This window comes from Planotetraspora silvatica (assembly GCF_016863315.1).
GTDB classification, from domain to species: Bacteria; Actinomycetota; Actinomycetes; order Streptosporangiales; family Streptosporangiaceae; genus Planotetraspora; species Planotetraspora silvatica.
In genome coordinates this window covers 236948-249891 of sequence record NZ_BOOQ01000024.1, presented here as the reverse complement: position 1 = coordinate 249891, position 12944 = coordinate 236948, and the positions used below count along the sequence as shown (strand labels likewise).

Here is a 12944-nt window from a genome sequence, read left to right as displayed (position 1 = left end):
CCCACCGGCACCGCCATCACCTCGAACGCCTCGACCGCGACCGTCACCGCGACCGCCGACCCGTCGTTGACCCTCACGAAGACGGCGGCCCCGGACACGGTCACCTCGGCAGGCCAGATCGTCACCTACTCCTACGCGATCATGAACGCCGGAAACGTCACCCTCACCAACGTGACCGCGACCGACACCGCCTTCTCCGGCACCGGAACACCCCCGGTGATCATGTGCCCGATGACGGCACTCGCTCCCCTGGCGTCCACCACCTGCACCGGCGACTACACCGTCACCCAGGCCGACATCGACGCCGGCTCCATCGTCAACACCGCCACCGCCTCAGCCACACCGCCCACCGGCACCGCCATCACCTCGAACGCCTCGACCGCGACCGTCACAGCCGAGCCCGCCGCGGGGTTGGCACTGCTGAAGACGGCCTCCCCCAGCACCGTGGGAACGGCCGGACGGACGATCACCTACTCCTACGCCATCAGGAACACCGGGAACGTCACCCTCACCGGCGTGACCGCGACCGACACCGCCTTCTCCGGCACCGGAACACCTCCGGCGGTGTCCTGCCCGATGACGACACTCGCGCCGCAGGCCTCGACCATGTGCACGGGCACCTATGCGGTGACCCAGGCCGACGTCGACGCGGGCTCGATCGTGAACACCGCGAGGGCCTCAGGAACGCTGCCTTCAGGAGCGGTCACCACCTCCACCGCCTCGACCGCGACGGTCACCGCGACCGCCGACCCGTCGTTGACCCTTGTGAAGACGGCGACTCCGAGGAGGGTGACGTCGGCAGGCCAGCGGATCACGTACTCCTACGCGATCGCCAACACCGGGGACGTCACCCTCACCGACGTGACCGCGACCGACACCGCCTTCTCCGGCACCGGAACACGGCCGGTGATCACCTGCCCGATGACGACACTCCCGCCACGAACCTCGACCACATGCACCGGCAGCTACACGGTGACGCGGGCCGACATCGCCGCCGACTCCATCGTCAACACCGCGACCGCGTCAGGGCGCCGGACGTCGGGAGCGGTCACCACCTCCACCGCCTCGACCGCGACGGTCACGGTCTACCGGGGGCTGCCGTTGATACCCGAGTACGTGTGCCCGCAGGACAAGCCGCGCTTGCGTGATGTGGTCCTCTATACGATCAGGATCCGCAACACCGGCTCGTCCAAGCTCACCGAAGTCAAGATCACGAATGATCTGTCCGGTGTCCTGGACGACGGCGTGTACCGCGGCGGCGTCAAGGCCTCGAAGGGCAGCGTGGAGATCACGTCCGCGACCCTCACCTGGGAGGGCACGCTGAAGGCCCATCGAACCGCCGTCATCACCTATCCCATCCGGCTCAATCGGGCCGGTGGAGACCATCACTTGATCAACTCCGTCATCACGCCGGCGTTGTCCCCCGATGTGAAGGTGTCAGGTCGTCCCGGCGCCGACTCCGGTCATCACCGATGCCACGGCGTGAAATCCGTCCTGCATCCTCATCTGACGTCGTTTGATCTGGGCGGACAGCGCGATTGGGTGAGGACCGCGGTTATGGAGGCGAAGAGCAGGAAATGGTCGGCTCTGCGCTCATGACGCCGGCATGGCGCCATTTCCGCCTTATCCGCCATAAAAGACGAGCGGAAAGAATTCGATCCCGCGTACGCGAACATCCCATCAAATCGGGGTCATCGATACGCAACGAAGAATGCCGGCCGGCGGGAGCGGCCCTAGGATCGTGGGCGATCTGACATTCACCGTTCGCCTGATGCCGCGAAGTCGCATCAGCCGATGAATTCGATATCGACGCAGATACCGCGGGGTTCGTTGAATGAACATGAGATATGTGTCGCCTTCGGTGGTGCGGGCCCCCCTGGCGATGATGCTGGCCTCCGCCCTGGTCGCCGGATGTTCGTCCAGCGAGGACGCCGCGCGCGAAGCGCCGCAGAAATCGCCGACTCCGGCGCCGTCCGCGCCGAACATCGCGGCGAACCCGCTCCCGACGAAGCTCGCCAACGACCCCGGCATCCGCGACAACATCGTTCAGACGAAGTGTGACGCCGTACCGGGCGGTTGGGGTGCCAAGGGAACGGCGAAGAATCCCGGCACGAAGACGGTCACCTACAAGATCGTCGTGTACTTCACCACCACCAAGGCGACGACACTGGACTTCGCGCAGACCCTCGTGAAGGTCCCGCCCGGCAAGACGGTCCCCTGGAGCGCGACGAAACACTTCGAGGCGAAACAGCAGATGCTCTGCCCGATGCCCGGGATCAGCGTCGAAACCTGATGTCAGAGAGGGTCGTAGTCGCCGAGGTCGGGAGTCCGGGTCCGCTCCCAGTACTCCATGAGGGTGAACGGCCAGTTCTGCGAGACACGGCCGAGGGCGTTCTTGTACCAGCTGTTCACAGCGGACGCACCCCAGGCCCGTCGCCGGTTGGCGGCGTCGATCATCTCGTTGTACGCGTCGTGCGCCTCGTCCCGGCAGTCCAGCGCGCGGTGCCCGTCGTGCAGGAGCGAGCGGAGGCATTCGAGGATGTAGTGCGCCTCGCATTCGGAGAAGAAGACGATGCTGCCGTTGACGACGATGTTGGTGTTCGGCCCGTACATCAGGAAGAGATTGGGGAATCCCGGCACGGTCATGCCGAGGTAGGCGCGCGCGTCGCCGTTCCAGCGCTTGTGCAGGTCCACCCCGTCGCGGCCGGTCACCGTCATCGGCAGAAGGAAGTCGGAGGCGGAGAATCCCGTGGCGTAGATGATGACGTCGGCCTCGTATTCGCCCTCGGCGGTGGCGATCCCGCGCTCGGTGATGCGGCTGATCGGGTCGGTGACCAGTTCGACGTTGTCCTGCTTCAGCGCCGCGGCCCACACGCCGTTGTCGCGCAGCATCCGCTTGGCGCCGGGAGGGTAGTCGGGGATCGCGGCGCGCAGCAGGTCCGGACGGTCCGCGAACATGTGCTCCAGGTACATGGTCAGCAGGGCACGTCGTTCGTCGTTGGAGGCGGACACCGAACGTTCGCCGCCCTGCCAGGTGGGATCGACGTCCACGGTCGGCAGTCCGCCCTCGACCGAGCTGGAGAACAGCCAGAAGCGGTACCACTGCGCGTAGCCGGGGACGTGCCGGAACAACCAGCGCAGGCCGTCCGAGACGGGGGCGTGGTAGTCCGGTGTCGGTCCGAGCCAGGGGGCGGTGCGCTGGAAGACGACCATGCCGCCGACGGTACGGGCGATCTCAGGCACGAACTGGAAGGCGCTCGCTCCCGTGCCGATCACCGCGACCCGCTTGCCGTTCAGGTCGATGCCGTGGTCCCAGCGCGCCGAGTGGAAGCTCGGCCCGGTGAAGTCGTCCCTGCCCTCGATGCGCGGGTAGGAGGGGCGGTTGAGCTGGCCGACCGCGGAGATGACCGCCTGGGCGCCGAGAAGCTCGGTGCCGCCGCTCGGCGTCCGCACGCGGACCGTCCACGTGCACGTGTCGTCATCGAACTCGGCGGCCATGACCTCCGTGCTGAACCGGATGTGCTCACGGATGCCGCCGCGGTCGGCGAACTCCCGGAAGTAGTCCAGCAGCACGTCCTGGCTGGAGAAGTAATGGGGCCAGTCGTCGTGCTTGAAGAAGGAGTAGTTGTACAGGTGGCTGCTGACGTCGACGCGGCAGCCCGGATAGGTGTTCTCCAGCCACGTGCCGCCCACGTCGTCGTTCTTCTCGACGATCGTGTACGGGATGCCGGCCTGCCCCAGCCGGTACCCCGCCAGCAGGCCGGACATCCCGGCGCCGACGATGACGACATGGAAGAGGCGATCGGGGGCGAGCTCACTCTTCTGCCATCGGGGGGCCGCAGGGTCGTCCGGCGCGGCGAGCTCGTCCATCAGCAGCGGCAGGTAGCGCTCGGCGTCGGTTCCGGCCAGGAACCCCGCCGTTCGCAACATCTCGTCGCCGCCCGCCGACATCCGCCGGGGCCTGAGGCGGCCGTCGCGGATCGCGGTGAGCGCGGCGAACGCGAGGGAGCGCGCCTCGTCCTGCTGTTCCGCGGAGTAGCCGCCCTGCGGCACCAGCCTGTTGATCGTGGCCGGGCGCAGGTGGCCGGGCAGCAGCGCCGGATCATCGGTGGCGATCGCCAGGGCCGCGAGCAGCGGGGGAAGCTCGGCGTCGAGAAGTGCCCGCCGGATGGCGTCGTCCCCGTCGGTGATCGGCTCTGTGCTGGTCGTTCCGGTCATGCCCGCACCTCCGTCGAGTCGTCGAGCCGGGCGCCGAGGGCCTCGCGGACGGCGTCCACGAACGCTTCTCGGGCCCGGTCGGCTGAGCGCGACACCCTGGTCTGGTAGAGGAAGCCGTGCACGAGCCCGTCGAGGTCGAGGTGGGTGACGGTGACACCGGCCTGAGCGAGCCGGTGCGCGTAGTGCGCGCCCTCGCTGCGCAACGGGTCGTACTCCGCGGTGGCCACGATCGCCGGGGGCAGACCGGACAGGTCGTCGACGAGCAGGGGCGAGGCGTCCGGGACGATGCGGGCCGCGGGGTCGGGAAGGTAGCAGTCGACGAACCACCGCATGGTGGACAGGGTGAGCCCGTAGCCCTCACCACAGGTGGTGTACGAACCGCCCGGCCGTGTGCCGTATTCGAGCGTCGCGTCGACCGTCGGGTAGGCCAGCGCCTGGACCGCGATAGGCGGGCCGCCCGCCTCCCTCGCGCGCAGGGCGGCCGCGGCGGCGAGGTTCCCTCCGGCGCTGTCGCCGATCACGGCGAGACGGTCGGCGTCTCCGCCGAAATCGGCCGCGTGTTCGGCGAGCCAGCACACCGCCGTCCAGTAGTCGTCGACGGCGGCCGGGTACGGATGCTCCGGCGCGAGGCGGTAGTCCACCGCGACGACCACGGCCGGCAGCGAGCGGCTGAGGTGGCGGCAGACCTCGTCGTGGGTCTCCAGATCGCCGAGCACCCATCCGCCCGCGTGGGAGAACGCGACGACCGGGATGCTTGTGGCTTCGGTTCGCGGCCGGTAGATCCGCACGGGTACGGAGCCGTCGATCGTGTGGTCGCGGACCTCGGCCAGCGGGAGGGGTTCGTAGCCCTCGCCGAGCGAGGCGAGGATGGATGCTCGGAAGCCGTCGCGGACGACGGCGGGCGGCAGTTGGCTCAGGGGGATGGCGGGGGCGGCGGCAGCACGCTCGAGCATGGCGCGTATCTGCAGGTCAAGAGGCATCGGGACCCATCCTCGATAGCTGTTCACGTCTGATGTGAAACGCGGCATCTCACGCGGACCCCGATGAGCGGCCGCGGGATCCGAGGTCTCGGCCGGGCCGTGACGCCGCCGGAGGACCGGGGGTGTAGCGGGGGGCGTGTGGCCTGTACTCGCCGCGGTGCTCCGCCTCGTGCAGGGCGTCCAGAAAGGACTTCGGACCATCGAAGTCGGGCAGTTCCAGGTAGGCGGCCCCGACCCCCTGCGGGTCGTGCGCGTCCGAACCCACGGTACCGGGCAGGCCGTACGCCCGAGCGGTGCGCACTGCCGCCCGGTTGTGTTCCGGGTCGGCGATCTTGGCGTTGAACACCTCGACCGCGTCGATCAGGCCGGCGTCGCACATGGCGTCCAGGTCGGCGCCCACGCCGGCGCGGAGCGGGTCGTAGGGGTGCGGCGCGCAGACGATGCCGCCCTGCGCGCGGATCAACTCGACCACCTCGCGGGCGGGCAGCACATACGGCACGCGTTCGGTGAGGAACAGGCCGATCAGCTCGCCGGAGCGGGTGCGGATCTCCTCCCCGAGCACCGCCCGGGCGCCGATCGCCCGGGAGAGCCCTTCCGGGGTGCCCGCCAGGTGGTTGTGGTCGGTGATGCACACCACGTCGATCCGGTGGACCGCCACCCGCTCGGCCAACTGGTCGAGTGTGGTGACGGCGTCACCGGATTCGACAGTGTGCACGTGACAGTCGACTCGGACCCGGCCCGGCGGGACGGGCCGGGACGGGTCCGGCGGGGCGATCACGGCGTGCGGTTGCTCAGCACGAGCGTGCCCGCGGCCGTGAACATGCCGCCGTTGCCCTGGGCGACGCTGATCTCCACACCCGGGACCTGCGCCGCGGCCTGCCCGCGCAGTTGCCGCACCGATTCCTGGATCAGGAACATGCCGTACATGCCGGTGTGGGTGTAGGACAGCCCGCCGCCGTTGGTGTTCAGCGGCAGCCTTCCGCCGGGCTCGGTGTTGCCCTCGGCGATGAACGCCCCGGCCTCGCCGCGGCCGACGAAGCCCATGTCCTCCAATCCGTAGATCGGCACATGCGCGAACGCGTCGTAGATCATCAGATGGTCGACGTCGCCGTGCGTGATGCCGGCCTCCGCGAACGCCTCGGCGCTGGACCGCCGGAACGCCGCGGACGTGGTGAAGTCCTCCATCTGGGAGATCAGCGGCGACTCGAAGGTCTCCCCCGTGCCCAGGATGTGCACCGGGGGCTGCGGCAGATCCCCTGCGCGGTCGGCCGAGGTGATGACCAGGGCGCCGCCGCCATCGGTGACCAGGCAGCATTCCAGCAGATGCAGCGGATAGGAGATCATCCGCGAGTCGAGCACGTCCTCGACGGTGATCGGCTCACGGTAGCGGGCCCGCGGATTGCGGGCCGCCCACTTGCGCTGCGCCACCGGAACGTAGGCCAACTGCTCGGCGGTCAGCCCGAACTCCTTCATGTAGCGCAGCAACGGGATGGTGAACATGGTCGGCGGCCCCAGGACCCCGTAGGGCGCCTCGAACTGGGCGTTGGGGCTCGACGCCGGCAAGGCTCCACGCGCGGAGCCGACCTGGGACCTGCCCGACTCCCCATGGGTGATCAGCACCGTGGTCGCGTGGCCGGCTCGGATCGCGGCCACCGCGTGGCGGACGTGCAGCAGGAACGAGGTGCCGCCCACTCCTGTTCCGTCGATCCATCGCGGCTTGATGCCCAGCGTGTGCGCCACCTGGATCGGGCCAGGGGCGGACACGCTGGCGATGCCGTCGATGTCGGACATGCGCAGGCCGGCATCGGCCACCGCGTTGCGGGCGCCCTCCACGTGCAACCGCAGTGTGGAGTGCCCGGGCAGCACGCCGACCTCGTCGGTCTCGGCCGCGCCGACGATCACCACGTCGCCCCGTGCCATCAGATCGCCTCCCTTCCCGCCGGCCTGAACTGGGGAATGGTCACATCGCCGCGCTTTTCGAAGGTGACCTCCACGTCCATGTCCAGCACCAGGTTGTCCGGGGTGTTCTCGATGCCGACGATGTTGGCCATCATGCGCGGGCCCTCGGACAGTTGCACCACCGCGATCGCGTACGGCGCGTCCTGTTCGAAGCCTGGAGCCGGCCGGTGGTTGATCGTGTAGGAGTACAGCGTGCCGCGGCCGCTGGCGGTGATCCATTCCAGCGCGTCGGAGGCGCAGAACGGGCAGCACGGTCGCGGGTAGAAGAACGGCTTGCCGCAGTCGAGGCAGCGCTGGATCTTCAGCTCTCCCTCGGCGGCGGCGTCGAAGTAGGGTTGCGTCTCCGGTGTCGGCACGGGTGCCGGCTTTGCTCTGGCGGACAACGGAACTCCTTCGGTGACGGTTTCAGCGAGTGGGACGCGCGATCCCGAGCTCGGCCAGTAGTTGCTGGGAGTAGGCGATACGACCGGTCAGCTCGCTCGCCGGGGCCCGGCACAGGGCCAGCGCGGCGGCGGCCATCACCTCCGGCGGCTCCGCGTTCGGGTCGTCCTCGGTGGTCAGGTGGTGGAACAGCGTGCCCGGGGTGGGCACCACCTGGGTCGGGGCGAGTGAGTTGACCGCGATTCCGTCGGTGTGGAGCTCGGCGGCGAGGCCGGTGCTGAACCGCTCCATGGCCGCCTTGCACATGCCGTAGACGGTGCCTCCCCGCCCCGCGTGCGGGCCCGGCGGCATCACCGGGTGCCGGGCGGCCACGGAGGAGATGTTCAGGATCCAGCCGCTCCCCCGCGCCCGCATACCGGGGATGACCAGTTGCGCCAGATGCATGGGCGCGGCCACCTGCACCTCGAACATGAGCGCCCGGCGTCGCTCGGTGAAGTCGGCCACCGGGGTGAAGTAGGTGACCGCGGCGTTGTTGACCAGGATGTCCACGTCGCCGTAGTGCTCGCGCACCTGCTCGGCCAGCCGTTCACGGTCCTCCCGCACGGACAGGTCGGCCGCGAAGGCCTCCGCCGTCCCACCCGCGGCTCGGATGCCACCCACCGTGTCCCCCAGCGTGCCGGGCAGCCGGCTGGTGCCCGCCGCCGTCGTCCGCGCGCTGACCGCCACGCGGGCGCCCGCGGCCGCGAACCGCGCCGCGATGGCGGCGCCGATGCCTCTGCTGGCCCCGGTCACGAGTGCGACCCGGCCGTCGAGTACGCCCATCTCGCCCTCTCAGCGGCCGAGCAGCGGGCCGAAGGCTTGCTCGATGTGAGTGGACAGGGTGTCGAGGTCCCACGGGCCGGTGCCGGCGATCCGGCTGATCGGCTGCGGGTTGTCGTAGAGCGCCAGCTGGTACCCGGCCGAGTGCAGGATTCGCCCGTTGATCCACCCGGACTCGGAGCCGGCCAGGTACGCCACGACCGGCGCCACGTTGTCCGGCGAGTGTTCGTCGGTGGCGGATGCGGGGGAACGGCGCTTTTCATCCGGGATCGACGCGGTCATCCGCGTCGCCGCGCCGGGTGAGATGGCGTTGGTCGTGACGCCGTACCTGGCCAGCGAATTGGCGCAGGAGTAGGTCAGCCCGACGATGCCCATCTTGGCGGCCGCGTAGTTGGGCTGCCCCGGCGCGCCGTGCAGCCCGGAGACCGAGGTGAAGTTGATGATCCGGTTCTGCGCGTCGGCGTCGCGCAGCGACCGCCAGTGCGCGGCGGCGAACTTGGTGGTGTTGAACGTGCCCTTGAGATGCACCCGGATCACGTCGTCCCACTCGCGCTCGGCCATGTTGAACACCATCCGGTCACGGAGGATGCCGGCCACATTCACGAGCACGTCCAGCCGGCCGAACTCGCCGATCGCGGTGCCGATCAGCTGCTCGGCCGCGGCGTGGTCGGAGACGTCGGAGAAGTCGGCGATCGCCTTGCCGCCGGCCTGGGTGATCTCATCGACCACTCCCGCCGCCGGCCCGCTGTTCGTTCCTGATCCGTCGAGTTGCGCGCCGAGGTCGTTCACCACGACCTGGGCGCCCTCGCGCGCCAGCAGCCGCGCCACAGAGGCACCGATACCCCTGCCTGCGCCCGTGACGATCGCGACCCGTCCGTCCAGCCGGCCCATGGCCACACCAGCCTCTCTGCGGTGGGATGATTTTAGAATGAAGTTCTGGAATTAGCTTCTAGGCCGACGGGTGGCACTGTCAAGAGGGGACTGATCGTCCGGCCGGAAATCCGGCACATCCCTGCCGGTCTTGACAGCGGAAGCCATGCGAATCCAATAATAGAACATTATTCTAGGATTTCCGGGCCGGGCGGATCGGCATCCAGGAGGGCACATGTCACTGAACCACGACGTGATCGGCGTCGAGTCCGAGCCCGTCGAGAAGAGCTGGACCAGCAAGGACACCCTGCTCTACGCGGTGGGCGTCGGCGCGGGACTGGACGATCCGACCAGGGAACTGGCCTTCACGACGGAGAACTCCGCGGACGTCCGGCAACAGGTCCTGCCCACGTTCGCGGTCCTGGCCGCGCAGGGCGCCCGCGGGCGGGATCTGGGCGACTTCGACCGGGCGATGCTCGTGCACGCCGAGCAGGAGTTCCGGCTGCACCGGCCGCTGCCGCCGGCCGGCACGGTCCGGATCACCTCGAAGGTGACCGGCATCTACGACAAGGGTTCGGGAGCCCTGGTGGTCAGCGAGGCGCTCGCGGTGGATCCGGACTCGGCGGAGCCGATGATCACTTCGCGCAGTTCGGTGTTCATCCGGGGCGAGGGCGGCTTCGGCGGGGCACGTGGGCCGGGCTCGGACTGGAAGGTGCCCGACGTGCCGCCGGACCACGAGGTCACCTACCGGACCCGCCCGGAGCAGGCGCTGATCTACCGCCTGTCCGGGGACCGCAACCCACTGCACTCCGACCCGGCGTTCGCCGCGCGCGCCGGGTTCGACCGCCCGATCCTGCACGGCCTGTGCACCTACGGGGTGACCGGGCGCGCCCTGCTGCACACCCTCGCCGGCTCCGATCCGGCCCGCTTCGCCGCGATGTCGGGCCGGTTCAGCGCGCCGGTGTTCCCCGGGGAGTCCCTGACCGTGTCGATGTGGGTGGACGGCGACACCGCGATGTTCCGCACCGCCAAGCAGGACGGCACGGTCGTGATCGACCGGGGCACCGCGACCATCGACCCGGGGTGACCGCGGACGGCCCGACGTCAGCGGGCGGAGTAGGCGCCGTCCACGAGGTGGTAGCTGCCCACGACGAAGGAGGCGCGCGGCGAGAGCAGGAACGCCACCAACTCGGCGACCTCCTCCGCGCGGCCGATCCGGCCGGCGGGATGCAACCCGGCCAGCGCCTGCTTCTGTTCGGGGTCCACTCCCGCGAGGAGCGGCGTGTCGACGAAACCCGGCCCGACCGCGTTGATCCGCACACCCAGAGGCGCGTACTCCAGTGCGGCGGTCTTCGTCAGCCCGAGCACGCCGTGCTTGGCCGCGACATAGGCCGCGGATCCGGGCAGGCCGTTGGCGCTCAGGACGGAGGCCATGTTCACGATCGCGCCACCGCCGCAGGCGAGGATCGCCGGCAGTTCGTAGTGCAGGGAGTAGAAGACGCCGTCGAGGTTGGTGGCGATCACCCGGCGCCAGTCCGCGAGGTCGTAGTTGCCCGTGTGCCCGCCGATGTTTCCGGCCACTCCCGCGTTGTTGACGGCCAGGTGCAGCCCGCCCAGGTCCTCCATGGTGACGTCGACCGCCGCCCGGACGGACTCGGGTTCGGTCACGTCCACGGGCACCGCGAGCGCTCGCGCACCGGCGGCGATCAGTTCCTGGGCCGCCTGCTTGGCGCCCGCCTCGTTGTGGTCGGCGATGGCGACGGCCGCGCCTCCGGCCGCGAGACGCCGCGCGACGGCCAGGCCGATTCCGGACGCGCCGCCGGTGACGAGGACGACCCGCCGGTTGAACTCCACCGCGTAGTCGTCGGTTTGAAAGCCCATCACGAGAAATTGCACCAGCCTTCTTGGTGATCTTTCTGCTGCCCTGGCAGAGCCGGACCCCGCCCATTCGGGCGGATCTCGCATGAAACAAATTCTAGAGGAAAATTCTAAAATACAGTCGATCACTAGTACATCAGCCCGTGGTGGAGGCCAGCGACTCGGGCCGGGACCGGCGGTCCTGCCTGCCGGCCTTCCGGCGGCCGCCGAATGAGGCGAGCACGGCGAGCAGGGAGACGGCTGTCAGCACCCCCAGCGTGAGCCGGTAGCCGGTGACCAGGTGGCCGACATCCGCGGGTGAGACACGGGACAGGGTGCCCGCGAAGACTTCAGGCCGCAGGGCGGCCGGCAACGGGCTGGTGATCAGGGACAGGGCCAGTGCGTTGCTCACCACGACTCCGGCGTTCTGCACCATGAGCCGCATGGCGTTGACGATGCCCACCCGGTGGGCGGGCAGTTCGTCCAGCAGGGCGGTGGCGGTGGCGGGCATGAACATCCCGGCGCCCGCACCGACCAGCACCATGCCACCACAGATCGGCGCGTACCCGGCGTCGGCGGAGATGCACAGGAGCAGCACCACCAGGCCCGCCGTACCCGTGACATTGCCGAGCAGGCCGACGACGCGAGCGTCGAGCCGGGCGTGCAGTGGTCCCGCGCACACCGAGGCGATCATCATGGCGACGGACAGCGGCAACACCTTCAGCCCGGCCGACACCGGATCTTCACCGTGCACCGCCTGGTAGAAGAGCGCGATCAGCAGTACCACCGCCATCCTCGCCACCGTGCTGAGGAACGAGGCCAGCAGGTTGAGACCGAACACCCGGTCGGCGAACAGCCCCACGTCGACCACGGGATGCCGGCTGCGCCGCTCGACGCGGACGAACACCGGAACGAGACCGGCGAACACCACCACCCCGCCGAGGACCACCGGGTCCGTCCAGCCGCGGTCACCGGCCTGGGACAGCCCGAACAGCAGCCCGCCCAGCGACACCAGCACCAGGAGGTTGCCCGGCAGGTCGATGCCCCGGTCTCTGGCCGATCCCTCGGTGCGGCGCAGCGTGACCCAACCCCAGGCGAGGCAGATCAGCCCCACGGGCACGTTGTACCAGAAGACCCACTGCCAGCCGAACCGGTGCGTGAGGAAGCCGCCCAGGGTGGGGCCGACGAGCTGGGCGACAGAGAAGGAGGCGATGTAGATGCCCATGCCACGGCCGAGGTGCCGCCGCGGAAAGGCGTCGGTGAGCAGCGCGGCGCTGTTGGTCAGCAACATCGCGCCCCCGGCCGCCTGCACGACCCGCAGGCCCACGACGTACCACTCGTCCGGGGAGAAGCCCAGCAGCAGACTGGAGCCGGTGTAGGTGGCGAGCCCCCACAGATACATGGAGCGGCGGCCGAACATGTCGGCCAGCCGCCCGAACACCACCATCAACACGGTGGTGGCCAACATGAACGACAACAACATCCAGCTCGCGGCCGTGGCGCTGGCATGGAAATGCCGGACCACCTCGGGCAGCGCCACGTTCAGCGAACTGCTGCCCAGGGCGATCAGGATGCTCGCCAAGCTCACGACCGACAACACCCGCCACGCATAACTCAGTCGCGCCTGCTCGGTCGGCTCGGACATCGGCGTTCCTCCCGGTCACGCTGGATGCCCGTCGCGCACACCGCATCGCAGGCATAGTAGAGCGCAATACTAGAATCTGATTCGATAATAGAGCGATCTACGCGACATGCCAGTGCCGCGAACGGTAGATCAGCGGGAGACCGGCCGGCACAGCGCACGCGCCGGCCCGGCGACCTAGTACTGGACGGACGCGGGCGGCTCACCCAGGCGATGTC

At 69.3% G+C, this 12944-nt stretch carries 12 protein-coding genes; 3 read left to right on the top strand and 9 right to left on the bottom strand.

The annotated features are described in order from the left end of the window. The coding region (locus Psi02_RS19280) for a CLIPPER-2 domain-containing protein (RefSeq protein ID WP_203976006.1) at nt 1–1599 on the top strand (1599 nt) is incomplete at its 5' end. A gap of 250 nt (nt 1600–1849) precedes the next feature. Then, nucleotides 1850–2293, top strand: coding sequence for a hypothetical protein (locus Psi02_RS19275; protein ID WP_203976004.1), 444 nt, complete (start codon nt 1850–1852; stop codon nt 2291–2293). A gap of 2 nt (nt 2294–2295) precedes the next feature. Here Psi02_RS19275 and Psi02_RS19270 read toward each other — a convergent pair whose 3' ends face one another. From Psi02_RS19270 to Psi02_RS19240, 7 genes are read right to left on the bottom strand one after another with little or no spacing between them, the layout of a single operon-like run. After that, nucleotides 2296–4218: a flavin-containing monooxygenase gene (locus tag Psi02_RS19270; RefSeq protein WP_203976002.1), complete on the bottom strand. Its 1923-nt coding sequence runs from the start codon at nt 4216–4218 to the stop codon at nt 2296–2298. Further along, the gene (locus tag Psi02_RS19265; protein ID WP_203976001.1) at nt 4215–5198 is read right to left on the bottom strand and encodes an alpha/beta hydrolase; all 984 of its coding nucleotides are present in this window, start codon (nt 5196–5198) and stop codon (nt 4215–4217) included. Before Psi02_RS19265 ends, Psi02_RS19270 begins: the two co-directional genes overlap by 4 nt. A gap of 49 nt (nt 5199–5247) precedes the next feature. Further along, nucleotides 5248–5913, bottom strand: a complete 666-nt coding sequence (locus tag Psi02_RS19260) for a PHP domain-containing protein (RefSeq protein ID WP_203975999.1) — start codon at nt 5911–5913, stop codon at nt 5248–5250. A 59-nt stretch (nt 5914–5972) separates the two neighbouring features. After that, nucleotides 5973–7118, bottom strand: a complete 1146-nt coding sequence (locus tag Psi02_RS19255; protein WP_203975997.1) for a thiolase C-terminal domain-containing protein — start codon at nt 7116–7118, stop codon at nt 5973–5975. After that, nucleotides 7118–7540 (bottom strand): Zn-ribbon domain-containing OB-fold protein, encoded by a 423-nt coding sequence (locus Psi02_RS19250; RefSeq protein ID WP_203975995.1) that lies wholly within the window; start codon nt 7538–7540, stop codon nt 7118–7120. Before Psi02_RS19250 ends, Psi02_RS19255 begins: the two co-directional genes overlap by 1 nt. Nucleotides 7541–7562: 22 nt before the next feature. Further along, nucleotides 7563–8360, bottom strand: a complete 798-nt coding sequence (locus Psi02_RS19245) for an SDR family NAD(P)-dependent oxidoreductase (RefSeq protein WP_203975993.1) — start codon at nt 8358–8360, stop codon at nt 7563–7565. A 9-nt stretch (nt 8361–8369) separates the two neighbouring features. After that, nucleotides 8370–9248, bottom strand: a complete 879-nt coding sequence (locus Psi02_RS19240) for an SDR family NAD(P)-dependent oxidoreductase (RefSeq protein ID WP_203975991.1) — start codon at nt 9246–9248, stop codon at nt 8370–8372. Nucleotides 9249–9462: 214 nt separating this feature from the next. Between Psi02_RS19240 and Psi02_RS19235 the strand changes: the two genes are divergently transcribed. Beyond that, a complete protein-coding gene (locus Psi02_RS19235; protein ID WP_203975981.1) occupies nt 9463–10314 on the top strand; it encodes a MaoC/PaaZ C-terminal domain-containing protein in 852 nt (283 codons plus the stop codon). A gap of 17 nt (nt 10315–10331) precedes the next feature. On the opposite strand, the gene Psi02_RS19230 is transcribed toward Psi02_RS19235, so the two are convergent. Both Psi02_RS19230 and Psi02_RS19225 read right to left on the bottom strand, forming a co-directional pair. Beyond that, the gene (locus tag Psi02_RS19230) at nt 10332–11108 is read right to left on the bottom strand and encodes an SDR family NAD(P)-dependent oxidoreductase (protein ID WP_203975979.1); all 777 of its coding nucleotides are present in this window, start codon (nt 11106–11108) and stop codon (nt 10332–10334) included. 133 nt (nt 11109–11241) lie between these two features. Further along, on the bottom strand, nt 11242–12729 hold the full coding sequence (locus Psi02_RS19225) for an MFS transporter (RefSeq protein WP_203975976.1): 1488 nt from the start codon (nt 12727–12729) through the stop codon (nt 11242–11244). Between the last annotated feature and the right edge of the window lie 215 nt (nt 12730–12944).

What these genes read in the sequence shown, in the direction of transcription:
- Psi02_RS19240 (WP_203975991.1), bottom strand. Translation starts at nt 9,248, where the DNA reads ATGGGCCGGCTGGACGGACGGGTCGCGATCGTCACGGGCGCAGGCAGG.
- Psi02_RS19255 (WP_203975997.1), bottom strand. Translation starts at nt 7,118, where the DNA reads ATGGCACGGGGCGACGTGGTGATCGTCGGCGCGGCCGAGACCGACGAG.
- Psi02_RS19225 (WP_203975976.1), bottom strand. Translation starts at nt 12,729, where the DNA reads ATGTCCGAGCCGACCGAGCAGGCGCGACTGAGTTATGCGTGGCGGGTG.
- Psi02_RS19270 (WP_203976002.1), bottom strand. Translation starts at nt 4,218, where the DNA reads ATGACCGGAACGACCAGCACAGAGCCGATCACCGACGGGGACGACGCC.
- Psi02_RS19235 (WP_203975981.1), top strand. Translation starts at nt 9,463, where the DNA reads ATGTCACTGAACCACGACGTGATCGGCGTCGAGTCCGAGCCCGTCGAG.
- Psi02_RS19245 (WP_203975993.1), bottom strand. Translation starts at nt 8,360, where the DNA reads ATGGGCGTACTCGACGGCCGGGTCGCACTCGTGACCGGGGCCAGCAGA.
- Psi02_RS19265 (WP_203976001.1), bottom strand. Translation starts at nt 5,198, where the DNA reads ATGCCTCTTGACCTGCAGATACGCGCCATGCTCGAGCGTGCTGCCGCC.
- Psi02_RS19230 (WP_203975979.1), bottom strand. Translation starts at nt 11,108, where the DNA reads ATGGGCTTTCAAACCGACGACTACGCGGTGGAGTTCAACCGGCGGGTC.